Consider the following 25,296-nt stretch of genomic DNA (forward strand, 5'->3'; position numbering starts at 1 on the left):
CCGTCGCACCCATCGTCTGCTTCATAGACCCGCTTGTTCCTGGAGTTAGCCATGCCTGATCCGAACGACCTTCCCTATGACCTTATCCTGGCCGGCGGTACTGTCATCGACGGTACCAACGGTCCGCGCCGCGTTGCCGACATAGGCGTACGCGGCGATCGCATCGTCGCCATCGCGGATCTGTCTAACCAGGCAGCCGTCAAACGCGTCGACGCCACTGGCAAGATCGTGGCGCCCGGATTCATCGATTCGCACACGCACGACGACAACTACCTGTTGGCACGTCGCGACATGACGGCCAAGGTATCCCAAGGTGTGACCACCGTGATCACCGGTAACTGCGGTATCAGCCTGGCGCCGCTGAAACACGCCACTCCCCCACCCCCGCTAGACCTGCTGGACGTGGGCGGGTCCTATAGATTCACCACGTTTGCCGATTACCTGGGCGCGCTGCGCGACACCCCTGCGTCGGTCAATGCCGCCTGCATGGTGGGCCACTCCACGCTGCGCGCTGCGATCATGCCGGCGCTGGACCGCAATGCCACTGCGGCCGAGATCGACGCGATGCAGGCGTTGGCCGAAGAAGCAATGAGTGCCGGCGCGATCGGTATTTCCACCGGCACGTTCTATCCGCCCGCAGCCCACGCCACGACCGAAGAATTGATCGAGGTCTGCCGTCCGCTGACGACCTACCAAGGCGTCTACGCCACGCACATGCGCGACGAAGGCGACCGCATCGTCGACGCCCTGGAAGAAACCTTCCGGATAGGCCGCGAATTGGACGTGCCCGTGGTGATCTCGCACCACAAGGTCATGGGTCGGCAAAACTTTGGCCGTTCGCCCGAAACACTGGCTATTATCGAAGCCGCGATGGCGCGCCAACCGATTTCACTGGACGCCTACCCGTATGTCGCTGGGTCCAGCATGCTGAAAAAAGACTTGGGCGTGCTGGCCAGCCGCACCACGATCACCTGGTGTAAGCCCTTTCCGGAACTGGCCGGGCGCGACCTGGGCGACATCGCCACTGAACGCGGGAAATCCAAAGCTGACGTGATCGACGAGATCTCGCCGGCTGGAGCCGTCTACTACATGATGGACGAGCCCGATGTACAGCGGATCCTGGCGTTCCCGCCCACCATGATCGGATCCGACGGCCTGCCGCACGACGAACGCCCGCATCCTCGCTTGTGGGGCACGTTTCCCCGTGTCCTAGGACATTATTCCCGTGACCTGGGACTGTTTCCGCTGGAAACCGCAGTCTGGAAAATGACGGGTCTGACCGCCGCGAAGTTCGGTCTGGCCGGACGCGGACAAATCCTGCCCGGTGCCTATGCGGACCTGGTGGTGTTCGACGCCGATAGTATTGCCGACGTAGCCAACTTCGAACACCCCACCGAACGCGCCGCCGGTATCGAACACGTATTCGTGAATGGCCAGGCCGTGTGGGCCGGCCAGGAACACACAGGCAATCACCCCGGCCACGTGCTGGAAAGGACCGTTTGATCATGGTCACCTCCTCAACCGCACGAAAACTGCACCTGGCGGTTGCGCAACTAGGCCCAGTGCAACGGGCCGACAGCCGCAAGCAAGTGGTCCTGCGCCTGCTGGAACTGCTGAAAGACGCCGCCAGCCGCGGCGCCGCCTGGGTCACGTTCCCCGAACTGGCGCTGACCACGTTCTTTCCGCGATGGGACATGGACGACTCGGCCGAAATCCGTGCGTTTTTCGAAACCGAGATGCCCGGACCGGAAACTCGCCCATTGTTCGACGCTGCCCGCGAACTGAGCGTAGGCTTTTACTTGGGCTATGCGGAACTGGACGGCGACAGACAGTTCAACACCAGCATCCTGGTAGGCCGCGACGGCACCATCCTGGGCAAATACCGCAAGATCCATATCCCAGGCGACGCCGCCACCGTATCGGGCGCAGCGCTACAGCATCTGGAAAAGAAGTACTTCGCAGTTGGAGACCTGGGTTTTCCGGTATGGGAAACCCCCGACGCAAAGATCGGCATGTGCATCTGCAACGACCGCCGATGGCCAGAGACGTTCCGTGTCATGGGCCTGCAGGGCGTGGACGTGGTCATGAACGGCTACAACACTCCCTCGGGCTATGTGCAATGGAATGAACCGATCCATCTGCGCATGCACCACCACCTGCTGTCTCTGCAATCGGCCGCTTACCAGAACGCCTGCTGGATTGCATCGGCGGCCAAGGCCGGCGTGGAAGAAGGCAGCCCAATGATAGGTGGCTCGGCCATCGTGGCGCCCACAGGCGAGGTGATGGTACGCACATTCTCGGAAGACGACGAGGTCATCAACTTTGTCTGCGATCTGTCGGTCTGCGAATACTACCGGGCGAATATCTTCAATTTCGCTGCGCACCGCCGGCCCGAGCACTATGGCCTGATCCTGGAACGCACCGGCGCGGGTGCTCCTTTGGCCAGACCCTAGGCAATCGTACAGGCCTTACAATCGCCAGCAGCTCCGGCGGTGCATCTTGCGCCGCCGGCCTCATCCTGATCCCGATCACACCATGGCCCCAGTTCCGAAACCTGCCACGCCCGATATCCTAGGCAAAGAAGAAATGGGGGCTCGCCTGCGCGCCGAGCGCAAGGTTCGGAAAATGACGCTGCAGGCCTTGTCGGCAGCGTCCGGGATCGCGGTGTCCACGCTGTCCAAAGCCGAACTGGGCCAGATCGCGCTATCGTACGAAAAATTCGCAGCCGTGGCGCGTGCCCTGGAAATCGACATGACGCGTTTGTTCCGACGCGACGACGCCGCGCCGGTCATGGAAACGCCTACCTTCGTCAAAAGCTCGGTCTACGACGCGCTGGACTACGTAACTGAAAACTATCACTACCGCTTGCTGCTAGGCGAATACCCCCACAAGAAAATGACGCCCATGCTGGCCATCATCGAATCGCGCGAACGCAGCGAATTCGAAGACTACGTGCGGCACGCGGGCCAGGAATTCGTGATCGTGCTTAGCGGCAAAGTGCGGATCCAGTTCGAAAATGGCGAAAGCGTGATGCTTAGCCGATTCGAATCTGCGTACTTCGACAGCCAGATGGGCCACATCTACCTAAGCATGAGCAGCAAGCCCGCCCACGTGCTGGCCGTGTGCACCGATATCGACGATATTCCGGCTGCAGCGCGCGAACGCGAGGGTATTCGCTGGAGAAAACGCGTTGAATCGGCTTGACGGCCTGCTGCGCGCAAACCTAACCTCGCGCCCCTGCTTTTACCGTAACGTCGAAAAGTACTGCGCCGGGGGCTGCCCCAGAGCCTTCTTGAACATCGTAATAAAAGCCGTGACCGAGTCGTAGCCGAGATTCCCTGCAACCTGCTGCACGCTCGTTCCGGCAGCCAACTGACGCAAGGCAACGATGAGGCGAAGCTACTTGCTACCCACTATCTGAAAACGACAGCAAGGACTTCAGCGAAGCGGCGTGGCCCTATCACCTCACTTTTTAATAGCGTGCGCGTAGCAAGGCAGTCAGCTCAGCCTGACGGTACAGGTCCAAGACAGACCTGACGTACTTGCTCGTCTCGGGATAATTGGACAGCGCCTGGTTCCGCGTCACGGCCCCTATGCCGGCGTTGTAGGCCGCTAGCGCCAGACTCAGGTCGCCGTCGAACTGATCTTTCAGCCATGCCAGATATCGGGCTCCCGCGTCGATGTTGTTGGCCGGAATCAATAAATCCCGGCGCGGATTGGCGAAACCCAGCTCCACACCCGTGGCAGGCATGATCTGCATCAAACCCGTAGCGCCTTTAGGCGACACCGCGTGTGGGTTGTAATTGGACTCCACTTTGATCACCGCGTGCAGCAAATCGGGGTCCATACCGTAACGCCATGCGGCCTCTCGGATCACGGGATCGTAGAGCTGGACCGGGTCGTGGATCGCTTGCGATGGGGGTTGCCGACGCGCTGTTTTAGTGGTTTTAGCGGCTTTAGTGGTTTGGGCCACTGTGGACGCCGGATATGACAACACCAGCTCACCGCCATGCAGGTTGATCTCGGCAACGACAATGCCGTTTTCGATGATCTGCATGGCAGGCGGTGCGGATGCACGGTGCTTGTTGGCCGTTTTTGTTTTCGCCTTGACTTTCCCTGTTTGGGCCCATGTCGTCGGCGGCAATACCAGCAAGATCAAGCTGGCGAGGAAAAGCCTGGCGGTATTGCGCCATGATTTCCTTTTCAATGTGCCCTCCCCGGCCGGTGTCATGTGAATACAGTTTTGCGCCACGAGCGCGTACCGCCCCTGCGTCGGGAGCCGATGCTACGACAGAAATGTGACAGTTATTTGATCGAGCCGGTTTGCATTGATCCGTGCCCATGACACGGATCAATGCCTAGCGACCGTGAGTGTCTCTAGCTTTCAACGTTTGGACTTTTTAGAACAACTTGCGCCAGTCGTCTTCTTTGTCCTCTCGGGTGTTTACCTCGATCAGAATGTCCTCCGGAGTACGGCAGAAAAAGCGCGATCCGCGGGAGTTGTTGAAGACTTCGGTCTCCATTTTGACGCCGTCTTCGTTAAAGACACGATATAGCTCGTGCACTTGATCCAGCGTTGCGACCTCGAAGCCAAAATGGAAATTGCCCGGCCACTGGACCGGACTCGAGGTGTGGTCCAGCACGATGTCCATGCCATCGCGCTTGAGCAGGATGGCGTCGCCGGCGGCAACAATCTCGCATCCAAAATACTTTTGAAAGAAGACGGCGGTGGCCATCGGGTCTGTCGTCGGAAAGCTGAGATGATTCAACAGACCCTTGCACTGGACTGGAAAGGAATTATCAGTAAGGTTCATGATTTAAGTCTTGATGAGTGAGTTGCTTTTGAAGCCGCATCAGACCGACAGAATCTTGCTGCTCCCCTGCTTTGCGTGGGTATGCCGTATAGGACATAGACGCGCGAAAGCGGCCTACGGCGATGAAAATCACCAAAAGCGCCAATGAAATCGGGGGAAATGTTCGGGTCCGGCTGGAGCCCGGGCAAATGAAAAATGCTGTCATCGAAACGGCGTCAGGTTAACCGAGAACTGTCCAGCTGGACTCCTCTCGGAAAAGGACGCGTTGGATGACGGTAACGCTTACGGCTGCTTGATTGCCAAGCAGCCCGGGCAGTATACGCAGTTCAACGATTGATGGTCAACTGCGAGCTGCAGCCGCTGAGCGATCACGACCGTCGAACCACGTACGTCAAACTGCCAGGCAGCACCTCATCAACCTCGATCGTCAGATCGCGGATGACAATGGTCTTTTGATCAACAGGAAACTCGATGGTCTGGCCGCTTTCGGGAAAATCCAGGTCCTCGGCTGAAAAGCCTCGGATCTCGAACTGCATATTTCCGTCTTCGATGCCCAGGAAGCAGACGTCGTAGATGATGCCGACTGCCCGGGGATCGTAGTCCTGCGGCTGCGGGATCTCGATGCTTTTGCTGTAATCGCGCGGCGGCACGATCGGCTCGCCGGAGAGCACATACTGCGGCTGCCCAAAGGTGTCGGTACCTGGCGCCGGACGACCCATTGACGAGAGCGTCTGTGCGACTTGAGCACCTGCAGCCTCCTGCGCACGGCTCTGGGATGGGGCGCCTATCAGGAGGGCACCGATACTGAACAGACCCGCGCATACCGCGAATCTCGACATCAGGGGGAACTTGGGTTTGTGGGTAGCCGACATCGTCAAAGAAAAATCACAGAGCGTCTGAGGTGAATAGGGAACACTGACCGTGCCGTAGTGTATTTGAATTTTCTATCTTTGCAGCGCGGCGCAGCGCCCTATTCCCTACCCTGCTAGGAGCCTATCGCCAGCACCTCGTCTCTCGACATCAAGGTGGCATATTTTTGCTCCATATCGAACAGGTTTGCCTCGTGCGGCGCAATCGCCCGGTCCCCGACGCAGTCAGTGACCACCACAGGCCGAAAGCCGTATTGCATGGCATCGACCACACTGGCCCGCACGCAGCCACTGGTGACCGCACCGGCCACCAGCAGGGTTTGCACACCATGGAACGATAGCCACGCCGCGAGTCCCGTACCAAAGAACGCCGACGGCACGTTCTTGCGCACCACAAGTTCCCCCGGTATCGGTGTCAGCTCCGGCACGATGGCGCTATTGGGCTCGTGCTCCTTCAGGCCAAGCATGCCAGGCACTTTCAGGGAGAAAACATTGGCGTCGGCACCATCATCGGCGTAGACAATACGCGAATGCGCCACCGGCCATTGACGTGATCGAGCCGCATCCAGCAATGCCACGGTGCGATCGATGGCGGGGCGAATATTGCCTCCGCCAAAAACGGCTGGATCGGCGAATCCGTTGACAAAATCGACAATCAACAGGCCATACGGCGCCTTGGGCGCCATGGCTGTGCCAAAGCTTTGGCGGCTGTAGGTCTCGACATCATGATCCCGTGTCATTGCGGCTCTCCCGACGCCGGGGGAAACAAGACTTTGCCGTGTTCGACGACGATGCGGTCGTCCAGACGGACCGTGCATCCACGCAAAGGGATATCGATATGGCAGGCCGTGGTGCGATTGCCGCCGGCCTCGTTATTGGGCCCTAATGAAAACAAGAAATTCCCCTCGAATGCACGGGCGTCCATGCCAATAGAGGCTTCGCGGTCATAGAGCGATAGCGTGCTCCAATGTGCGCGTGGTTGCAGTCCCCAGCCTATATGCGAGATCGCATAGCCTTCTGGATCATTAAAGGAAGCCATGTAGCTGTTCAGCAGCTCGGCGTCGACACCGCCCTCAATCTGTGTGGCATAGCCACCGGATACGGTTATCCTGATCGCGTCATTCGCGTAGCATTTCTGCGGCAGCAGAATGTCGCCACGATCGATGACAATGACTCCCTCGGCACTGCCCTCGTCAGGCCAGGTCAGTGCAAATCCGCTAGGCCAGTGATCCCACCTGCCAGGTTCATCCACGTAGCCGTACTCACTGATCGCGGGAAACTCCCCCAGCGCGAAGCGAACGTCGGTCCCCGCTGGTGAGGTCACATGCATGGTCTTGGCAGCGTCTATGCACGCAGATGCCTCTTTGACGCGTTCGCGGTCCGCTGGCGTAGGCACCATGCGCACGAGGATTTCGGGCGGCTCCACGGCCAATAGAATCTTGGTGCCGCTTTTGAGTATCTCGTGCTGTTCGGGTGAAAACAGCAGCGTCATCAGATCGAGCACGATATCACTGGCCTTTAGCGCGGCGATGGCGGCCTGGTTGCCCGTCAGGGGTGTCGTTCCCAGGTACGCGAGCGGGTCGCGGCTGAGTGCCTTGTCGCCATTTACCGGCGGCAAGTCCAGGCGATTGACGATGGCCCCCATCGACTGGGCCGCGATCAGCGCCGTCGAAAGGGTCTGGGCGTGTGTGGTTGCCCCTGTCAGGATGGTCACGGTTTGTCCCGGCTGCAGTTGGGACAGCGTCAACACCTGCTGCCAGGCGTTGACCATTGCGTAATCACTTACCGGCATCATGTCACCTCAACGTGGATTCGGGCCCGGCAGGGCCACACCAAGAAACGTGCCGAATGCGGCATAAAAACCCTCTTCGTTATCCCACGGAATCATGTGGCCGGCATCTCGCACACGAATATGTAAGAGCTTCGGCACCAAGTCCCGCAGTTCGTTGACATCGTCATCACGCACCACGTCTCCCCGTTCGGCGGTGATAAGCAAGGCCGGTATTTTCAGATGGGCCAGGTCGGCATGAATGTCGTCCATATGAAAACCATCAAAGCTCGCCAGAATGGCGCGCTCGTCACACGTATGCAGCCATTGCGCCCGCAACTGCCGCTGTTCTTCCGTCCAACTCGGGCAAAATACGGACATGTCCGCCGCGCTCATTCCTGCGCGCGCCTGTGCCATGGATCCGACATACCAGGGCAACTGAGCAGGATACGGGCGACGCCCGGGGCCAGATACGGGAGGATCCACCATCACGAGACGATGAAGTGCCGGAGATTGACTGCGTGCGGCACGAATGCCGATGCGTGCTCCCATGGAATGCCCCACGATGCTGTATCGTTCAAAGCCCAGCGCTTGCGCAAAGGCCAGGACATCCGCTGCCTGTGCATCCAGGCTGTAATCCAGAGAAGCATCGGCCTGCGACAATCCCCTGCCCCGCACATCCAGGACGTAGGTATCGAACACCGAGCCGAAACGCTCGGCCACAAATCCCCATGTCACCGCCGGACTGGTAATCCCGGGAATGATAATGACGGGATCTCCTCCCGGTTTCGCCCCGCCGTAACGCAAATAATGCTGTCGTATGCCATTGGCATGCACATGGCCGCCGTATTGATAGGTGCTCATATGGAATCCTTGCTGAGAAAATCCGCCTCGAGATCGATCAGAGTTTGAATAGTCTCTCGGCGTTGCCATGGCACACCAATGCGCGTGTGGCCTCATCGAGTGGCGCGGTTTCGATGAACTCGGCGGCGATCGCGCTGGACTCGTAGGGATAGTCCACCGAGAACATGACGGCTTCGGCGCCCATTTCGGCAATGGCGGCCACCAGCGTCGGATGCGAGCAGACGCCCGAGGTCGTGATCAAAATGTTGGACCCGAAATAGGCCGATGGCGCCTGCTCGAGCGTGACACCATGGGGGTACACCGCAAACCGGCTATCGAAGCGCCAGCGCAGAAACGGCAGTCCCTCTCCCATGTGCCCCAGAATCAACCGCACGCCGGGAAATCGATCGAACACTCCCCCAAACAGCAGACGCAGCGCATGCGTACCTGTCTCGACGCCCCACCCCCATGTCGCGCGCTCGATCACGGGATGGCCGCCATAGGCATGGGGCATCACGTACGCGTCGGCGGGATGCAAGTAGATCGGAGCCTGTAGCGCTTGCACGCGTTCCCAAAATACGTCGTACTCGCGTCCATCGTAATAGGTGCCATTCGTGTGGCCGTTGATCAAGGCACCTTTGAAGCCATAGTCGCGCACCGTGCGTTCGAGCTCGTCCGCAGCGACTCTGGGATCATGCATGGGGATGACGGCAAAGCCGCCGTATCGACGGCTGTTTTTGGCGATGCGCTCGGCCAGGAAGTCATTATTTTCCCTTGCTCGTCGCAACGCCGTCGCGGGATCCAGTTCGGCCTGAACTCCTGGCCCCGTTTGCGACAGAATGACATAGTCAATGCCATTCTCATCCATATCCGCGAGCCGCAGCTCATCGAAGTCGGCGAGACGGCGCCCGGTCTCTGCATAGGTGGCGGCGTCGATATGTTGCGCGAATACTTTGGAGTATTCCTGAAATCCCGGGGCGGTGTAATGTTCTTCAAATGCAATCTTTCGCATGGCGCTGTTTCCTGGTGATTAAATGCTGGACGGCACACCGTCGACTAACTCTGGCCGAAAGTATTCAGCACACTGATGAACGGTTTAAAAAAATTCTACTTGCCGAAAGGATTGCTCATGTTGGTGCCGTAATTGCTTTCAAAGCCTCCCCCTTGCATCTCTATTCGCACATTGGAAGAATCGATTTCTTTCACGCCATCACGGTAGTGCGTCACTAACGAGGGAATACACAGAACGATGGCCACCATGAGCAACTGAATGGCGATAAACGGCAAGGAACCCCAATAGATCTGGCCAGTGGTGACCTTTGGAATCATGGCGCCAGTCACTCTGTCTGGATAATCCTCGCGCGGCGCAACTGATCGCAGGTAGAACAAGGCCAGGCCAAATGGCGGGTGCATGAATGAGGTTTGCATGTTCAGCGCCAGCAGCACACCAAACCAGATCAGGTCGATACCCAGCTTGTCCGCCACCGGCCCCAGCAAGGGCACGATAATGAAGGCCAGCTCGAAAAAATCCAGGAAAAACGCGGCGACGAACACGAATGCCATGACAAAAATCAGGAAGCCGGTTTCGCCTCCTGGTACGGATACCAGCAGATGTTCTACCCAAAGATCGCCATTCACAGCGCGAAACGTGAGACCGAACACCGTGGAACCGATCAGGATGAATAGTGCGAAACACGTCAGCCGGGCGCTGGAGTCCATTGCCTGTTTGAGCAGAGGCAAGCTCAGCCGACGCTTGAACAGGGCCATGACGATTGCCCCCAACGCACCCATCGCTCCGCCTTCTGTAGGGGTGGCCAGCCCGATAAATATCGTGCCCAACACCAGAAAGATGAGCGCGAGCGGGGGGATCAATGCAAACGTGACGCGCTCGGCGATTGTTGAGAGCCATCCCAGACGCAATACCCGGTTGAGCGATGCCAGCAGAAAGGCAACGGAGCCCCAGCAGAGGATGGCGATCACGCCCGTCTCATCAATCGGCGCGTTGGGGTCAATGACATTCACTGTCAGGACATAGGCGCAGAGGCTCGAGAGCAGCATCAGCACCACCAACGAACGGATCCCCGATGATCCATTGGCCTGCCCGAAATCTCTCGCGGCGGCCGGCATGGCTGGTCCCGCGGCAGGTCGAATCCAGGTGAGAACGAGGGCGTAGGTCAGGTACGCGACGATCATCAGTATGCCTGGCAAGATCGCGCCACGATACATGTCTCCCACGGAACGGCCCAGCTGGTCGGCCAGGATGATCAAGGTCAAGGAGGGAGGAATAATCTGTGACAGCGTGCCGGAGGCTGCGATCACCCCGGTGGCCAGTCTGCGGTCATAGCCATACCGCAGCATGATGGGCAAGGAAATAAGCCCCATCGAGATGATGGATGCCGACACGACCCCCGTCGTTGCCGACAGGACGGCGCCCACTGCTACTACTGCCACCGCCAGACCGCCACGCACCGGACCAAATAGCTGCCCTACGGTTTCCAGCAACTCCTCTGCCATGCCGGACCGCTCCAGAACCAGGCCCATGAACGTAAAGAACGGCAAGGCCAGCAAGGTATCGTTGGATACCACGCCAAATACGCGTTGCGGCAACGCCTGGAAAAGCGACGGCGAAAGCAGGCCAAGTTCCATGCCAATGACGCCGAACAGGATGCCATTCGCCATCAATGCGAACGCGACCGGGAACCCTGTCAAGAGCAGAAAAATCAGGGTGGCGAACATAATCGGCGCCATGTTGCCGATGAAGAATTCCATGTCAGTCTGCCTTTTTTGCCGAGTTCGTTTCGCGTTCGCGCGGATCGCCGCACAGGCCTTTCAGAAACCCTACGCACTTGATGAGGTGCGACAGGGCCGCCACGATCAACAATGTGAAACCGACGGGCACCAGCAATTTCGCGGGCCAGCGGATCAGGCCGCCTGAATTGGAAGACATCTCGCCGCTGACATATGATTCCCAGAACATGGGCCACGCTAGCCACATGATCAGACCGCAACCGGGCAACAGAAAAAACAGTACGCCAGCGATTTCCATGCGTACCTGCGCCCGGCGCGAGAATCGCTGAGCGATGATATCGACGCGCACGTGATCGTTGCGCAGCAATGCATACCCGGCCGTCAGCAGGAACAGTGCGCCGAACATATACCACTGGATTTCCAGCCACGCATTCGAGCTGGTATGAAAAAGCTTGCGCCCGACGGCGTTGGCCGTGCTGATCAGCACCATGGCCAGGATAAGCCAAGCCACAATGCGGCCTACAAAAATGCTTATTGCGTCTATGGCATGGGATACCCTAAGCAAGGCTTGCATTGGCAGTCTCTTGATGTGGATAACGTGCGGTTGATGGGAAAGCGTTACACCATACGTACCGGGCTATCGCCGGCGTCGCTGGAACAGGCGCAGAATGCGATCTTTGAGTACACCGAAGAACAGCACCACTGGATTCAAGGCTTTGACCGGCTCGTCTGCCGAGCTCGGGTTTTCGATGCGTCGCGTCACGTTACGCCCAAATTCGGCGATCATGCGGCGCACGAAATCCTGAACCAGGCCTGAACGCGAGAACTGTGCCAATGGGCCCTGCAGCGAATAGTCCATATCAATCTCGACTCGCGTGCCCTGCCCTTCGGCCAGTATCCGATACTGGATGTCGCCCTGCGCGCGCGACTGGCTGACGGTATCGCGCCCCGTGCCATGCAACACGGCGAACCGCTTTTCGTTGTCGAGCTCGAGTTGCGCGGTCCCCTGGAACGCGGCCTGCATCGGACCGAACTTGATGGCGATATGGCCCTGGACTTCATTGCCCTGTTGAGAGGTTATCTGCGCACCGGGCAAGCAACCCGCCACCATGGGGAGATCCACCATGAATGACCAGACCCGCTCGGGCGGAAAAGGTACGGTGAACTCACCATTGATATGCTGTCCTTTTCCTTTGCTGTCGCCCCTGCCGGGTGAGGCAGGCGCCGAGGGCTGTGCCTGTTTCACAGCGCTGTCCATAGGCTCGACGGGATCGAAAACTGGCATCGTCTTTTCATGAGCGATGGGAATGATCGCTGGCGTGGATAGCCCGGCACGCAACGCCGTAACCGCGGGATCGGGCAGCTCGCGCAACTCGTCGAGGACTGACTGTATTGCCGCGACTATCCCCATATACCCGGTGCAACGGCACAGATTGCCGGCGAGCTCGATACGGATCCGCTTTTCGTCCGCATCCGGCAGGCGCAGCACGATGTCGCGGGCCGTGGCCAGCATACCTGGCGTGCAAAAGCCGCACTGCAGCGCGTGATGGGCCCGAAAAGCCAGACGCAAACGCTGCATGACGGGGTCATCGTCGTAGCCTTCGACCGTGGTGATGTTGCGCGACTCGCAGGCGACAGAGAACGTTATGCAGGATCTGACCGGCTTTCCATCGAGCAGTACCGTACAGGCCCCGCACACACCGTGCTCGCACCCAAGGTGTGTACCGGTGAGATGCTCTTTGTCGCGCAGATAATCCGCCAGATGCATCCGAGCGGGAACGTCATGGCACACTTGTTGGCCATTGACTGTCATGGAAACTCTATTCATCGCGCAATCTCGCTCGCCTTGCGTTCAAAGGAGGGTTCCGCCACGGGCAACGCGTCGTTGAGCGCTTGATCCAGGCAGCGGGTCACCGCGGTTTCGTAAAGGTGGCGCTCGACGCCGTCTTTCTCGGGCAGCGCTTGTTCCACCGCCGAACGTATCGACGATGCCGTGACGGCTGATCTGCCTGTTTTTGCACAGGCATGTGCCAATGCCATCAACGAGCGAGGCGTAGCGTCAATGGCGCCCAGGACGATTCGGGCGGTACGACTGGCGGGGTCAAACCACGCCACGCAACTGGCTTCGGCAAACTCCCCGGTCTTTCTGCAGAATTTGTAGTAGCCAAATCGAGATTCGGCGCTAAAGGCAGGAACATCGACGGCGACGATGAGTTCGCCTTCTTGGAGTGAGGTCGTGTATGCGCCCGCCATGAATTGCTGAACGCTCTCGTGGCGTACTGCTTGCCGTGGCCCGGCGATTTCTATCCTGGCGTCCAGTCCGGCACAGACGACGACCCAGTCGGCCGCGGGGTCGGCGTGAGCGAGGCTGCCACCTAGCGTCCCGCGATTGCGGACTGCACGATAGGCAATGCGCTGCGCGACGTGTTGCATCGGATGGCCTCGAAGGCATTCGTGCACGCCATCCTCGATTTCGGCATGCGTCACCGCCGCGCCCACACGCAGTCGAGCGCCGCGGCGCTCGACCTGGCGCATTTCCGCGACACGAGAGATATCCACCACGGCGGGAGGACGCGCCAAACGCAGGTTCAACATGGGGCCCAGGGATTGGCTGCCCGCCATGGGTTTGGCGCCTCGCAGGCCGGCGAGCGCGTCGTTCAGCGTCACCGGACATGCGTAATCAAAACGTGCTGCCTTCATGATTGAGCCTCCACCTCGGCTTGCACCGTCGCAAGCGTTGCCGGGTGCCTCGCGGTTGCGCTATTCGCGCCTGCCAAGGCGTGCCGTAATCTCGCGGGAGTCAATGGCGTGCGGTTGACTACCGGCGCATTCAACCGCCGAAGCACGTCGTTTACCGCGTTGTAGATCACAGCGGGCGGCGCAATGGCTCCCCCCTCCCCCATGCCTTTGGCACCAAACTCGGTATGCGGCGACGGGGTTTCAAAATGATCGATGCGAATATGCGGTACCTCTGTGGCGCCAGGCATGACATAGTCGGCAAAGGTCGACGCCAAGGGTTGCGCATTTTCGTCGTAGGGAGTTTCCTCGTAGAGGGCCGTTCCCAAGCCCTGTGCGATGCCCCCAAAGGTCTGCCCCTCGACCACCATGGGATTCACCATGGTGCCGCAGTCTTCGACCACGACATAGTCCAGAATCTCGACCTCGCCCGTACCGGGATCCACCGCGACCACGGCGGCATGGGTGGCGTAGGTGAACGCGCCACTGTCGACCTTGGGCTTGTACCCCACGGTGGTCTCCAGGCCGCCGACGTGGGCGTCCGCTGGCAGGGTTTGGGGATTGATATACCAAGCTTGGGCGACGTCACGAATCCCGACCGAATTGCTACCTGCCCATACCGCACCAGCGCGCAATTCGGCAGTGGAAAGCTCGGCTTTCAACAGGTGTGCGCCGATATGCAGAATGCGTGGCGCCAGCTCTTTACACGCTTGAGAGACCGCGCCGCCCGACATCACCAGGGAGCGCGATGCATAGGTCCCCGTAGAGAATGGCGTTTGGCCCGTATCGCCGTGTATGACCCTGATGTTCTCGACATTGACGCCTAGAATCTCGTGGGCGATCTGAGCAAACGTTGTTTCCATTCCCTGTCCATGGGAATGCACGCCCACGCGTATCTCCAGGCCGCCATCTGGGGTGACTTTGACGCCGGCTTGGTCGTAGCCCGGTATCACTGGCGTTCCCCACGCCGCAAACACCGAGGTGCCGTGGGCGGACTGCTCGGTGTAGGTCGCCACGCCGAGGCCGATCAAACGTCCGTCCCGTTCCGCATGCGCTTGACGCGCGCGTATCGCGGGCGCATCAATCATTTCCAGCGCGCGGCGCAGGCTGGCGGGATAGTCGCCGCTGTCGAAATGTTTGTTCGCGACGTTGACATAGGGCATTTGCTCTGGCTTGACCAGATTCAGCAGCCTGACGTCCCAGGGTTCGCGGCCGACCTCGGATGCGATCGCGTCCATCATCAACTCGATGGCAAAGCACACGCCGGTGCGCGCCACCCCACGGTATGGGACAAAACCGGGTTTGTTTGTCGCCACGCACTGCGTCAGGCAACGGTATCGCTGAAAATCGTACGGACCGGGGAGATTGCCCGTTGCTTGGCCTGGCTCCAGGCCGATCGTGAACGGCCAGACCGAATAGGCACCGCCGTCGATCACGATGTGCGCATCGAGTGCCAGCAGCCGTCCGTCGCGGTCGGCGTAGGCCGTCATGTCGTAGTAATGCTCTCGCGTGTTGGCGCCGGCGATGAGATGCTCCCGACGGTCCTCGAGGTACCGAAACGGCCGTTTATAGGTCTTTGCCAGCCATGCAATACAGACCTCTTCTTGCTGCAGCACGCATTTGTATCCGAAGGCGCCGCCCACATCCGGGGATATGACCCGAATCTTGGTCTGGTCCATCTCCAGGCATTCAGCCAGCCCCGTACGTATCATGTGTGGAACTTGGGTCGCGCTGATCACAACCAGTTGATCATCGCGATGGTCCCAATAGGCCAGCACGGCCTTGCCTTCCATGGGCACCATGCACTGACGCGCCAGCTCGACCCGCCGTCGCACGACCACTGGCGCATCGAACGCCGCCACGTCGAAATCCCGATCCGCCTTCAAGGTGACGAACACGTTGTCGTGCCATTCCTCATGAACGAGGTGGTCCGTAGCCGCGAGCGCCGATTCCGTATTGGCGTAGACAGGCAGCTCGCCATAGTCGACATTGAGCTCCTCGATCAGGTCTTCGGCCTCCGCGCGAGAGGCGGCAATCGCCATGGCGATGGGTTCACCGACGAATCGCACTTTGCCGCTGGCCAGCGGTGGCTGCGCGGAACGCTGGTAGGTGGGCAGCGTCGAATCCGCGACGATATCCCGTACCTGCATATGCTCGCGGGTGAACGCCTTCCCCGCGAGCGATTCCGGCAGGTGGATCCGGTCCAGGCTGGCATGAGCGAGGGGGCTGCGAAGAAACGCGACTTCGCACAGACCAGGCATGGACATGTCTCCAACAAACTGGCCTTTGCCCATGAGGTGGCGAATGTCCTCCTTGCGAGGGACGCGCGCGCCGACACCTTGCGGTGCCGCACTGTTCGAGGCGGGAGGCTTTTCGTGCATAAATACCTCAGGAAATCGGCGGCTGCTCGCCGCCGGATGGTTCAACGGCGGGTCACTGCCTGGAATGTGTAGTTATCGAGCGCGCTCTCGGCCACGCGGAACCAACTCGCCTCGTCGCGCTGGAACTCGGCCCATTGCGGATAAAGCGCGGCGAAATCGGGGTTGGACGCGCCCAACTCTTTCCAGAGTTCTTGCGAGGCCTTATAGGCGGCATCCATGACGTCGCGGGGAAAGAACGACAGCTTTGCGCCGCCGGCGATTAGCGATTTCAAGGCGCCGGGGTTGCTGGCATCGTATTTTGCGAGCATTTTCATGGTCTGCTCCGAGCTGGCGCACTCGAATGCCGCTTTGAAAAGCGGAGGCAATGCATTCCAGGCCTCGGCATTGACCATGGTGGTGATCGAGGCACTGCCCTCGAACCAGCCCGGCGAGTAATAGTATGGCGCGACCTTGTTGAGGCCGAGCTTCAGGTCATCATAAGGGCCGATCCATTCGGCGGCGTCGATCGTGCCTTTCTCCAGCGAGGGATAGATGTCGCCGGGGGGGATCTGTTGAGGGATGGCACCCAGTTTCGAGAGCACCATCCCTCCAATGCCGCCGATACGCATTTTGAGTCCTTTGAGATCCTCCACCGTTTTTATCTCGCGGCGGAACCATCCCCCCATCTGCACACCCACGTTGCCACAGACGTGATTGACGATGTTGTATTTCTTGTAGAGCGCGCGCAGTTTTTCGAGACCGCCGCCGTAGTGGATCCACGCGTTATGTTGACGCGCACTCAATCCGAACGATAGACCTGTGTCGAAAGCCAATGCCGTGTTCTTTCCAATATGAAAGGTGGCGAGGACGTGGTTGCACTCCACGGTGCCATTGCTGACGGCGTCCATGTTCTGCGCCGGGGGCACGAGCTCCCCGGCGGGAAAGGCGCGGATTTCAAATTTGCCGTCGGTTAACTCGGCGACGCGTTTGGTGAGCGCCTCAGCCGACCCGTACATGGCATCGAGGCTTTTGGGCCAACTGGTGGACATGCGCCAGCGGACGGTGGCAGAACTTTGCGCCACTGCTGGCGCTGCTACGGCCACTGCACCGATACCCGCGGCGTGGGTCAAGAAACGACGACGTTGCATAGCTGGTTCCCTTGTTTTGAATGGCCGTATTCGGCCCTTTGCTGTGGAGTATCCGGCGCGCTGCGCAGAGACCGTGCCACCGGATCATGACACGACCAAACCAAAACTCAAGCTGATTTATAATCAGTATGCTGACTATTTATCAGTTCAGTCAATAGGTTTTTTTCCTGATCTTATACGCGCACTTTCCAATAATTCTATGCACTGTAATTTCCGTAAATAACCCCATATATATGCACTAATGAACCGATTAATGCGCTGAGCGACAAGGCAATCAGGGCATTCCCCAATGCATGAAAAATGTGTGATCGAGAACTGGATCAAAAAAATTTTCACTGCTAGAATTTATTCAGTGTGCTGATCATTTTCAAAGGAAAATCATGGATTGGACTCGCATTGCTTCGGTGCAGGAGATCGACGACGACAGCGCCATATCAATCACGGCAGGCCAGGTTCAGTTGGCGTTATACAAATGCGACGGCGAGCTCTTTCTTTCCGACGGCATCTGTACGCACGGCCACGCCATGTTGGCCGAGGGGTATGTGGAGGACGGCTGTGTCGAGTGTCCGCTGCACCAAGCCCAGTTCGATTTGAGTACGGGCATTCCCCGGTGCGGGCCCGCCACGGTGCCTATCCGGGTTTACCCGGTTCGCGTCGAGGACGGCTCCGTCTATGCCCAACTGGATACCTGAACCATGTCCACGCCGAAAACCATTCTGATCATTGGTGCCGGCCAGGCAGGCGCGGTCGCGGCACGCACGCTGCGCGATCTGGGTTATGACGGGCGCATCACGATAATCGGCAATGAAGCTCATCTGCCATACGAGCGCCCTCCTCTGTCCAAAGCCGCATTGGAGCAAGACGTCGATCTCGCCATAGGCAGGGTGTATCCCGCGGAGTTTTATTCGGAACAGAACATCGAAGTGATCACCGGAGTCAGTGCTCAATTGCTTGATGCCCAACGACGCGAGGTCGGCCTGTCAGATGGCAGAACGTTGACATACGACGCCTGTTTGCTGGCCACCGGAGGACGAGCCAAGCACCTACCCATGTTGCCGCGCTCAGCGACCGTGCACACCCTGCGTACCCTGAACGACGCAATGACCTTGGGTTCGGCTCTGAGGCCCGGTATGCGATTGGTGGTGATCGGCGGTGGTTTTCTCGGTTTGGAGGCCGGCTGGAGCGCCAAGCAGCGCGGCGCCAACGTGACGGTGCTCGAAGGCGGACCGGCATTATTGGGCCGGGTGTTGCCCCCTCAGGTCAGCCATTGGCTATCACAGCGCGCCCGAGCAATGGGGCTGGACGTACGTCTGGGCGTTGCGGTGACCAGCGCGCTCGCGGACGCCTCTGCTGATGGGAAGATGGCGATCACGCTAGGCGACGACAGTGTCATCGATGCTGATCATGTGCTGGTCTCGATCGGCCTGACGCCAGACACCGCACTCGCCCATGCCGCGAATCTATCGATCTGCGCCGAGACCGGCGGCGTGCTGGTGGACAGGCATTGCCGGACTTCGAACGAGTACGTTTGGGCAGCCGGTGACTGCGCCAGCCAGTATCAGGCTCCGGGCGACACCCCTGTGCGAATTGAGTCGTGGCAGAACGCGAACACCCAAGCGGCCATCGCCGCGGCTGCCATCCTGAATGCGGCTAGGCCCGCGGTCCCCTACCCTTGGTTCTGGACTGATCAGTTGGGCTGCAATATCCAGATATTGGGCGCCCCATCCCCCGACCTCGAATATGTCGTGCGCGGCGACGCCGCGCCGAACGAGTCCGTTCCCAAATGCTTGTATCTTGGATTGCGTGATGGCGTCCCGGTACATGGCGTAGCGATCAATGCGGGAGGCGACTTGCGGGTGTTGCGTCCGCTGTTCGAGCAATCGGTTCGCATTCCCGCAGAGGTCTTTGCGGACATGGCCACCGGCTTAAAACCATTCGTTAAATCGTGCATGGCACAACCAGCCTGACGGCGCACATCATTCAGGAGCTTTATCCATGTATCAATCACAAACCGTGATCGGCATTACGCCCGCTCGAAAAGATCCTCCGCTAGCCGACTGCGTGTGGCCAGAGGACGCGTTGCATTATGTGCCTGACTGGGTCTATACCAGCCAGGCCGTCTACGAGCTCGAACAGGACCGGATCTTTCGCGGAAAAACGTGGAATTTCGTGGGCCTGGAGGCCGAGGTGCCCGAGCCTGGCAGTTATAAGCGGTCTTATGTAGGCGCCGTTCCCGTGGTGGTGTCACGCGCGGAAGACGGCAGCCTGCATGTCTTTGAAAATCGCTGCGCGCATCGTGGTGCAGAGTTTTGCCGGCATGGACAAGGCAAAACCGCCGAGTTTATCTGCCCTTATCATCAATGGTCCTATGACCTGAAGGGCAATTTGCAGGGCGTCCCCTTCAAGCGCGGGGTCAACAAGGCGGGCGGCATGCCGCGCGATTTTCGCAATGACGAGCATGGCCTGCGCAAGCTGAACGTGACCACACGTCATGGCGTGATCTTTGCATCCTATTCACACGACGTTGAGCCGCTGGAGGACTACCTCACGCCCGAGATGCTCATGGATTTCGACGCGGTATTTCCAGGGCGTCCGCTGAAAATACTGGGCTATTACCGCAACGAGCTGCCCTGCAACTGGAAGATGTATCACGAAAACCTGAAGGATCCTTATCACGCCACGCTGCTGCATTCATTTCTGGTCGTGTTCGGGCTGCTGGTGGCGGGAAATAAATCGGCGATGACGGTCGATACTGTCCATGGACGCCATGGCACGATGGCATCGGCCAAGAGCGAGGACAAGTACGCGACAGTGAGTGAGGAAAACAAGAAAGAGATGCGCTCTTTCCATGATGGCCTGCGCCTGCGCGATGATCGGTTTCTGGAGTACATCAAGGAATTCGACTCGCCCTGGTCGGTGACGATGCAAACCATTTGGCCGAACCTGATCGTGCAACGGGAGATGAACACCCTCGGCGTGCGTCACATTATTCCCAATGGCCCTAACAGCATGATCATGCAATGGACCATGTTCGGCTATGAGGACGACACCGACGAGATGCAGCGCCATCGCCTGCGCCAAGGCAATCTGATGGGGCCGGCGGGTTTTCTGGGCCTGGAAGACAACGAAGCCATGAAGTTCGTTCAAGAAGGCGTACGCCGTTCCAGCACGGATCTCAACGTGCTCAAGCTGGAGAGCGGCAAGGTGGGAACCTCCGACTCGCTGATTTCCGAGGCCGCCATTCGCGCCATGTATCAGTACTACCGCCAAGTCATGGAATTTTGAAGAGCCCGACGACATGAACGAAAAGAACACTTACGTGCCTAGCCGTTTAGCCATTGAGAAAGCGGTATTGCTGAAGGCCGAAATAGAACTGTTCCATGCAGAATATTGTGCAGCACTAGATGGCGGCGATGTAGAGCGATGGCCTGATTTTTTTACGGCCGACGCGCTCTATCGAATCACCTCTCGTGAAAATGCGGAATTGAATCTGCCCGTTGGTCTGGTCTACGCCGAGGGCCGTGACATGATGCATGACCGTGCCATAGCGATTTCCCGTACTCAAATGTTCGCACCCCGTTATTTGCTGCACATTGTCAGCAATGTACGTGTGATCGATGACACGGACAGCGAGGTTGAGGCGCACGCCACCTTTCTATTGATGCAGACGCTCGTGGAAGGCCCCACGACGGTACACCTGGCCGGCAGCTATCACGACGTGTTTGTCCGGGAGCACGGCCGTTTGCTGCTAAAACGACGCGACGTCATTTACGATACCAACATTCTGGCGAATGATCTGGTCCATCCTGTATAAAATCTCAGTCTTCCCTCGCCGCTGGCGGGGATTGGAAACTCGGTCGCATGACACTATCAAAGAAGCAGACTCCCGTTACCCGAAAATCAGCCTCCCCAAAGGCATCCAGCACGAATGAGGCTGCGGACGTGGCCCGCGAGGTACTGTGGGAACGGCCCGGGTTCCTCGTACGGCGTTTGAACCAGATCCACTACGCCATGTTCTTTGAGGAATGTCATGCTCACAACATCACACCGGTCCAGTACGGCATCCTGACCGCCTTGTCGCTCGTGCCGTGGATGGATCAGACAGAGATAGGCATGGACGTGGGGCTGGACCGCACGACCACGGCAGATGTGGTCAAACGGCTGCAAGAACGCGGCCTGATCGAACGCCGCACCAATCCCGCAGACAAACGCTCACGCCAGGCCAAACTGACCAAAGAAGGCGCCAGTGTGGTCGAGGAGCTCCATGCTGGCATGGCGCGCGCCCAGGAGCGTCTGCTGGAACCACTGACCGCGCGCAGCCGAGAGGTGTTCATGCGTTTGCTCGCTACGCTGGTAGAGGGCAACAACCAGTATGGCCGCACGGTACTGCGCGGTTTCTGAGGGTCGCCGACGGGCAGGCCACCGAGATACTGCTACCCTCTCGTACACCATATATCGTTTTTTTGTTTGCAGGAGTCACTATGAAAGCAGAAAAAGTCGCATTGATCATTGCAGGCGGCAGCGGCATGGGCGCGGCTGCAGCCCGGCGTCTGGCCGCGGACGGTTTCAAGGTCGGGATTCTGTCGTCGTCCGGCAAGGGCGAGGCACTGGCCCAGGAACTGGGCGGCATCGGCGTCACAGGCAGCAATCAGTCCAACGACGATCTGCGCCGCCTGGTCGATGCGGCTGTCGCGAAATGGGATCGGATCGACGTGCTGGTCAATAGTGCCGGGCACGGACCGCGTGCGCAGATTCTGGAGATCAGCGACGATGACTGGCACAAGGGGATGGACACCTATCTGATGAACGTGATCCGCCCGACTCGTCTGGTGACCCCTGTCATGCAGAAACAGAAAGGCGGCGCAATCATCAATATTTCCACCGCGTGGGCGTTCGAGCCCAGCGATATGTTTCCGACGTCGGCAGTGTTCCGCGCCGGGTTGGCGGCGTTCAGCAAGATTTTTGCCGATACGTATGCCCAGGACAATATCCGCATCAACAACGTCTTGCCTGGATGGATCGACAGTCTGCCGCAACGGGATGAGCGTCGTGACAACGTGCCAATGAAGCGTTACGGCACAAGTGACGAAATTGCCGCCACGGTAGCCTTTCTGGCGAGCGAAGGTGCGGCGTACATCACCGGGCAGAATATTCGGGTCGATGGCGGATTGACCCGGTCTGTATGACGAAGGGATGAGCGCCCTCGCCCACGTTTTTACGGCAGCGAGGGCCCCATCCAGGCACGGGGCTTGCAGCGACTTCCGGTTTTCACAGGGAGGTCGCGATGCGTAAATTGAATTTGAAACCGTTGGCTGAGCAGGTGCTCGTCATCACTGGCGGCAGCAGCGGTATTGGGGCGGCCACGGGCCGCGCCGCTGCCCGGGCAGGCGCTCGGGTCGTCCTGGCCGGCCGCGATGCGGCTGAATTGGACAAGGTAGCGGAATCGATCCGAACTGACGGCGGCCAGGTTACTACCGTAACGATGGACGTGGGGATCGAGGAAGATCATCACAGATTGCTGCAGGCAGCGCTGGAAGCCTATGGTTCGGTCGATACGTGGGTGAACAACGCCGGCGTGTCTATTTTCGGGCCATTGCAAAGCGTACCGATTGAAGATCAGCGCAAGCTCTTCGAGACGGACTACTGGGGCGTGGTGTATGGGTCGCTCACGGCCGTACCCTATTTACGAGAGCGAGGCGGCGCACTGATCAACGTGGGCAGCGAAGTCTCCGATCGGGCAATTCCCATGCAAGGCGCATATTCGGCCGCCAAGCATGCCGTGAAAGGGTTTACCGATGCCTTGCGCATGGAGCTGATGCAAGAAAACTTGCCAGTGAGCGTGACGCTGATCAAGCCCGGATCTATCGATACGGACTACACACGCCGCGCGCGCAACTATATGGACGTCGAGCCCGTCTTGCCGCCTCCGATTTATTCGCCGGAAGCGGTGGCGCAGGCCATTCTGTATGCGGCCCACAAACCGCAGCGGGATCTGTATGTCGGCTCGGCCGCCAAGATCATGTCCTCGCTGGGCCATCGTGCACCGGGCTTGATGGACGCGCTGGGGGGGTGGCTGACGCGGCATCAACGCAGCGACGTGCCAGCCACCGAGGGCGGCGACGGGTTATACGAGCCTGGCGTCCGCGCAGCCACGCCATCGCCTTCGAAGGTTCGGCGCCACAGCTATTACACGGAAGTCAACACACGTGGTAAAGGGATGTTCTGGCTGGGGACGGGTGCGGTGCTGTTGGTCGGCACCGTACTCGCCCGACGTCGCCACTAGGCCCGGGCTGCATCTGCGGCGCTGGGACTGGTGACGCCTAGCGCCTGCTCGAGCAGCGCCCCAAGATCGCGCATGCCCTGGACGGCATCCCCCGCGAACCAGACGGCGGCGCAGCGTCTGCCGCGCGCACGTAATTCTGCCAGGTCGGCCTGTGCCTGGGCGGCTTGGCACCTGCCCAATTCGTTGGCGTTGCAAGCCTGGCGGCCGATGAATAGATACGCGCCGCCTGCGGGGCCACCCTTGTGCAGTTGACCGCTGGCATGAAGATAACGTGGTCCAAATCCCGCGGTGGCGGCTGTGCCGAACAGGTCCCTCAGACGGCCTTGCCAATACGAGAGCCACGCGCGGTTGCGCGAATTGCACGGAACATAGGCCAGCAACGCGAAATAGCGTGCAGCCTGCGTCTGCAGCCATTCGCCCAGATCCTGCTTATCGCCGGTGTCAACGATCAGGCTGCCGTAACGTTGCCCGTTTGCCGGCGTCACAGGGGCGCCGAGCAATTGACGGGTGCGCGATTTGCTGGCCTCTACGTCCGGTTGGTCAAAGGGGTTGACCTGGAGGATGGAGCCTGCCAAGGCGGTGGCAAACTGCCAGCGATAGAATTCCTGTGCCAAGGCGGCACCCTCGCCGATTTCCACATCGATGACGGCCTGGCCGGCTGCTCGCAAGGCGTCCCGCTGCCGCTCCATCGTGCTGCCGTGACGCAGTATGACGAACAGGCGGTCTGACGAATAACGGTCCGCCTGCCCTATCGGCTCTTGATTGACGGGGATAAGTCCACCGCCAAACTTTCCTGTCGATTCAGCTAACAGTTGCTCAATCCACTCACCGAGACCCTCGAGTTCGGGCTCGGCCCAGATAGTGACCTTGTCGCGGTGAGCCAGGGCCGCTTCGCCTAATGTCGCCCCTAACAAGGCGGCGGGATTGTTGTTCAGCGGAACCCGTGGACCGCAGTGATTACGCAGCAGCTTGGCGTGGCGTAGAAAGTCTATCGGATCGTGGCCCATGAGAACCAGCGGCACCAGGCCAAAGGGCGAAAGCACCGAGTAGCGTCCCCCTACCGTGCGATCGCCGGTAAAAATGGCGGCATACCCTTGTTGCTCTGCGAGCGCCTGCAACGGCGAGCCGGGATCGGTAATGGCGCAGAAGTGCCGGCCGGCATGGGCGCCGATTCTGTCTCGCGCAATCTTATAGAAGTGTTGCGCGAGCAGTGTCGATTCCATCGTGGTGCCTGACTTGCTGGCGACGATGTGCAGGCAGTTTTCCGGTGCAACGCGGCGCTGCAGCGCTGCCACTTGATCCGGATCGGTCGAGTCCAGCACATGCAGCCGTAGACCGCCAGCCGCGCTGCCCAAGGCATTTTGCAGGACATGAGCCCCCAACGCGGCTCCGCCCATGCCCATGAGGATAGCGTTGACGCAGCCGTTGTCTCGCAGCCATGCGCATTGACCCAGATAGCGGCGTATCACGGATTCCTGGCGCGACGGGTCGACCCATCCCATCCAATGGCTCTCGTCAGTATCGGTCCATAGTTTGGCGTCGCCTGCCCATAATCGAGATACCCAGCGCTGCGCTCGCATGGCCTGCAAACGCTCGGTAATGCGTCGTCCCAGTTCCGCAGGTAAATACACGTGTTGACGATTGATCGTTGCCGGGTAGGTATGGCGCAGAACGGACGTCGATTGCGCGGCCGAGTACTGGGAGAGCGATTCGAGCATGGGAATGTC

At 59.4% G+C, this 25,296-nt stretch carries 24 protein-coding genes and 1 pseudogene; 10 read left to right on the forward strand and 15 right to left on the reverse strand.

The features are described from left to right. Positions 1-51: 51 nt before the first annotated feature. The 3 genes from ACNA0I_RS05820 to ACNA0I_RS05830 all read left to right on the forward strand — a co-directional run bounded on the left by ACNA0I_RS05820 (position 52) and on the right by ACNA0I_RS05830 (position 3,204). Positions 52-1,503, forward strand: a complete 1,452-nt coding sequence (locus ACNA0I_RS05820; RefSeq protein ID WP_415805123.1) for an N-acyl-D-amino-acid deacylase family protein — start codon at positions 52-54, stop codon at positions 1,501-1,503. Between the two features lie 2 nt (positions 1,504-1,505). Continuing rightward, positions 1,506-2,453: an N-carbamoyl-D-amino-acid hydrolase gene (locus ACNA0I_RS05825; RefSeq protein WP_415805124.1), complete on the forward strand. Its 948-nt coding sequence runs from the start codon at positions 1,506-1,508 to the stop codon at positions 2,451-2,453. Between the two features lie 82 nt (positions 2,454-2,535). Continuing rightward, on the forward strand, positions 2,536-3,204 hold the full coding sequence (locus tag ACNA0I_RS05830) for a helix-turn-helix domain-containing protein (protein ID WP_415805125.1): 669 nt from the start codon (positions 2,536-2,538) through the stop codon (positions 3,202-3,204). Between the two features lie 39 nt (positions 3,205-3,243). On the opposite strand, the pseudogene ACNA0I_RS05835 reads toward ACNA0I_RS05830, so the two are convergent. The 14 genes and pseudogenes from ACNA0I_RS05835 to ACNA0I_RS05900 form a co-directional block, all read right to left on the reverse strand. Then, positions 3,244-3,399 (reverse strand): annotated as a pseudogene (locus tag ACNA0I_RS05835) (helix-turn-helix domain-containing protein); the annotation flags it as partial. Positions 3,400-3,472: 73 nt separating this feature from the next. After that, complete coding sequence (locus ACNA0I_RS05840; protein WP_415805126.1) at positions 3,473-4,207, reverse strand: lytic transglycosylase domain-containing protein; 735 nt, start codon at positions 4,205-4,207, stop codon at positions 3,473-3,475. 193 nt (positions 4,208-4,400) lie between these two features. Continuing rightward, a complete protein-coding gene (locus ACNA0I_RS05845; RefSeq protein WP_415805127.1) occupies positions 4,401-4,814 on the reverse strand; it encodes a VOC family protein in 414 nt (137 codons plus the stop codon). A 368-nt stretch (positions 4,815-5,182) separates the two neighbouring features. Continuing rightward, positions 5,183-5,653 (reverse strand): hypothetical protein, encoded by a 471-nt coding sequence (locus ACNA0I_RS05850; RefSeq protein WP_415805128.1) that lies wholly within the window; start codon positions 5,651-5,653, stop codon positions 5,183-5,185. A gap of 146 nt (positions 5,654-5,799) precedes the next feature. Further along, positions 5,800-6,423: an isochorismatase family protein gene (locus ACNA0I_RS05855; RefSeq protein WP_415805129.1), complete on the reverse strand. Its 624-nt coding sequence runs from the start codon at positions 6,421-6,423 to the stop codon at positions 5,800-5,802. After that, entirely contained in the window at positions 6,420-7,475 is a 1,056-nt protein-coding gene (locus ACNA0I_RS05860; protein WP_415805276.1) for a M29 family metallopeptidase, read from the reverse strand. Before ACNA0I_RS05860 ends, ACNA0I_RS05855 begins: the two co-directional genes overlap by 4 nt. Positions 7,476-7,484: 9 nt before the next feature. Then, on the reverse strand, positions 7,485-8,315 hold the full coding sequence (locus ACNA0I_RS05865; RefSeq protein WP_415805130.1) for an alpha/beta fold hydrolase: 831 nt from the start codon (positions 8,313-8,315) through the stop codon (positions 7,485-7,487). A 37-nt stretch (positions 8,316-8,352) separates the two neighbouring features. Further along, complete coding sequence (locus ACNA0I_RS05870) at positions 8,353-9,306, reverse strand: amidohydrolase family protein (RefSeq protein WP_415805131.1); 954 nt, start codon at positions 9,304-9,306, stop codon at positions 8,353-8,355. Positions 9,307-9,401: 95 nt separating this feature from the next. After that, a complete protein-coding gene (locus ACNA0I_RS05875; protein ID WP_415805132.1) occupies positions 9,402-11,063 on the reverse strand; it encodes a TRAP transporter large permease in 1,662 nt (553 codons plus the stop codon). 1 nt (position 11,064) lies between these two features. Further along, positions 11,065-11,616 carry a TRAP transporter small permease subunit gene (locus tag ACNA0I_RS05880; RefSeq protein WP_415805133.1) on the reverse strand — a complete coding sequence of 184 codons (552 nt, stop codon included), beginning with the start codon at positions 11,614-11,616 and terminating at the stop codon, positions 11,065-11,067. Between the two features lie 63 nt (positions 11,617-11,679). Beyond that, entirely contained in the window at positions 11,680-12,870 is a 1,191-nt protein-coding gene (locus ACNA0I_RS05885) for a xanthine dehydrogenase family Fe-S subunit (protein WP_415805134.1), read from the reverse strand. Further along, a complete protein-coding gene (locus tag ACNA0I_RS05890) occupies positions 12,867-13,742 on the reverse strand; it encodes an FAD binding domain-containing protein (RefSeq protein ID WP_415805135.1) in 876 nt (291 codons plus the stop codon). Before ACNA0I_RS05890 ends, ACNA0I_RS05885 begins: the two co-directional genes overlap by 4 nt. Beyond that, on the reverse strand, positions 13,739-16,159 hold the full coding sequence (locus ACNA0I_RS05895; RefSeq protein WP_415805136.1) for a xanthine dehydrogenase family protein molybdopterin-binding subunit: 2,421 nt from the start codon (positions 16,157-16,159) through the stop codon (positions 13,739-13,741). Before ACNA0I_RS05895 ends, ACNA0I_RS05890 begins: the two co-directional genes overlap by 4 nt. Positions 16,160-16,200: 41 nt before the next feature. After that, positions 16,201-17,286 (reverse strand): TRAP transporter substrate-binding protein, encoded by a 1,086-nt coding sequence (locus ACNA0I_RS05900; protein WP_415805137.1) that lies wholly within the window; start codon positions 17,284-17,286, stop codon positions 16,201-16,203. A gap of 380 nt (positions 17,287-17,666) precedes the next feature. On the opposite strand from ACNA0I_RS05900, the gene ACNA0I_RS05905 reads away from it, so the two are divergent. The 7 genes from ACNA0I_RS05905 (at position 17,667) to ACNA0I_RS05935 (ending at position 23,569) form a co-directional block, all read left to right on the forward strand. After that, positions 17,667-17,978, forward strand: a complete 312-nt coding sequence (locus ACNA0I_RS05905) for a non-heme iron oxygenase ferredoxin subunit (RefSeq protein WP_415805138.1) — start codon at positions 17,667-17,669, stop codon at positions 17,976-17,978. Positions 17,979-17,981: 3 nt separating this feature from the next. Continuing rightward, on the forward strand, positions 17,982-19,253 hold the full coding sequence (locus ACNA0I_RS05910) for an NAD(P)/FAD-dependent oxidoreductase (RefSeq protein ID WP_415805139.1): 1,272 nt from the start codon (positions 17,982-17,984) through the stop codon (positions 19,251-19,253). A 28-nt stretch (positions 19,254-19,281) separates the two neighbouring features. Next, positions 19,282-20,571: an aromatic ring-hydroxylating dioxygenase subunit alpha gene (locus tag ACNA0I_RS05915; protein ID WP_415805140.1), complete on the forward strand. Its 1,290-nt coding sequence runs from the start codon at positions 19,282-19,284 to the stop codon at positions 20,569-20,571. Positions 20,572-20,584: 13 nt separating this feature from the next. Beyond that, positions 20,585-21,100, forward strand: a complete 516-nt coding sequence (locus ACNA0I_RS05920; RefSeq protein WP_415805141.1) for an aromatic-ring-hydroxylating dioxygenase subunit beta — start codon at positions 20,585-20,587, stop codon at positions 21,098-21,100. Positions 21,101-21,147: 47 nt separating this feature from the next. After that, on the forward strand, positions 21,148-21,687 hold the full coding sequence (locus tag ACNA0I_RS05925) for a MarR family winged helix-turn-helix transcriptional regulator (RefSeq protein WP_415805142.1): 540 nt from the start codon (positions 21,148-21,150) through the stop codon (positions 21,685-21,687). Between the two features lie 80 nt (positions 21,688-21,767). Continuing rightward, a complete protein-coding gene (locus ACNA0I_RS05930) occupies positions 21,768-22,472 on the forward strand; it encodes an SDR family oxidoreductase (RefSeq protein WP_415805143.1) in 705 nt (234 codons plus the stop codon). A gap of 98 nt (positions 22,473-22,570) precedes the next feature. Beyond that, on the forward strand, positions 22,571-23,569 hold the full coding sequence (locus tag ACNA0I_RS05935; protein ID WP_415805144.1) for an SDR family oxidoreductase: 999 nt from the start codon (positions 22,571-22,573) through the stop codon (positions 23,567-23,569). On the opposite strand, the gene ACNA0I_RS05940 is transcribed toward ACNA0I_RS05935, so the two are convergent. Further along, complete coding sequence (locus tag ACNA0I_RS05940; RefSeq protein WP_415805145.1) at positions 23,566-25,287, reverse strand: hypothetical protein; 1,722 nt, start codon at positions 25,285-25,287, stop codon at positions 23,566-23,568. The genes ACNA0I_RS05935 and ACNA0I_RS05940 overlap by 4 nt on opposite strands. Positions 25,288-25,296: the final 9 nt, after the last annotated feature.

Source organism: Bordetella muralis (genome assembly GCF_965139205.1).
In the GTDB taxonomy this organism is placed as follows: Bacteria; Pseudomonadota; Gammaproteobacteria; order Burkholderiales; family Burkholderiaceae_B; genus Bordetella_A; species Bordetella_A muralis.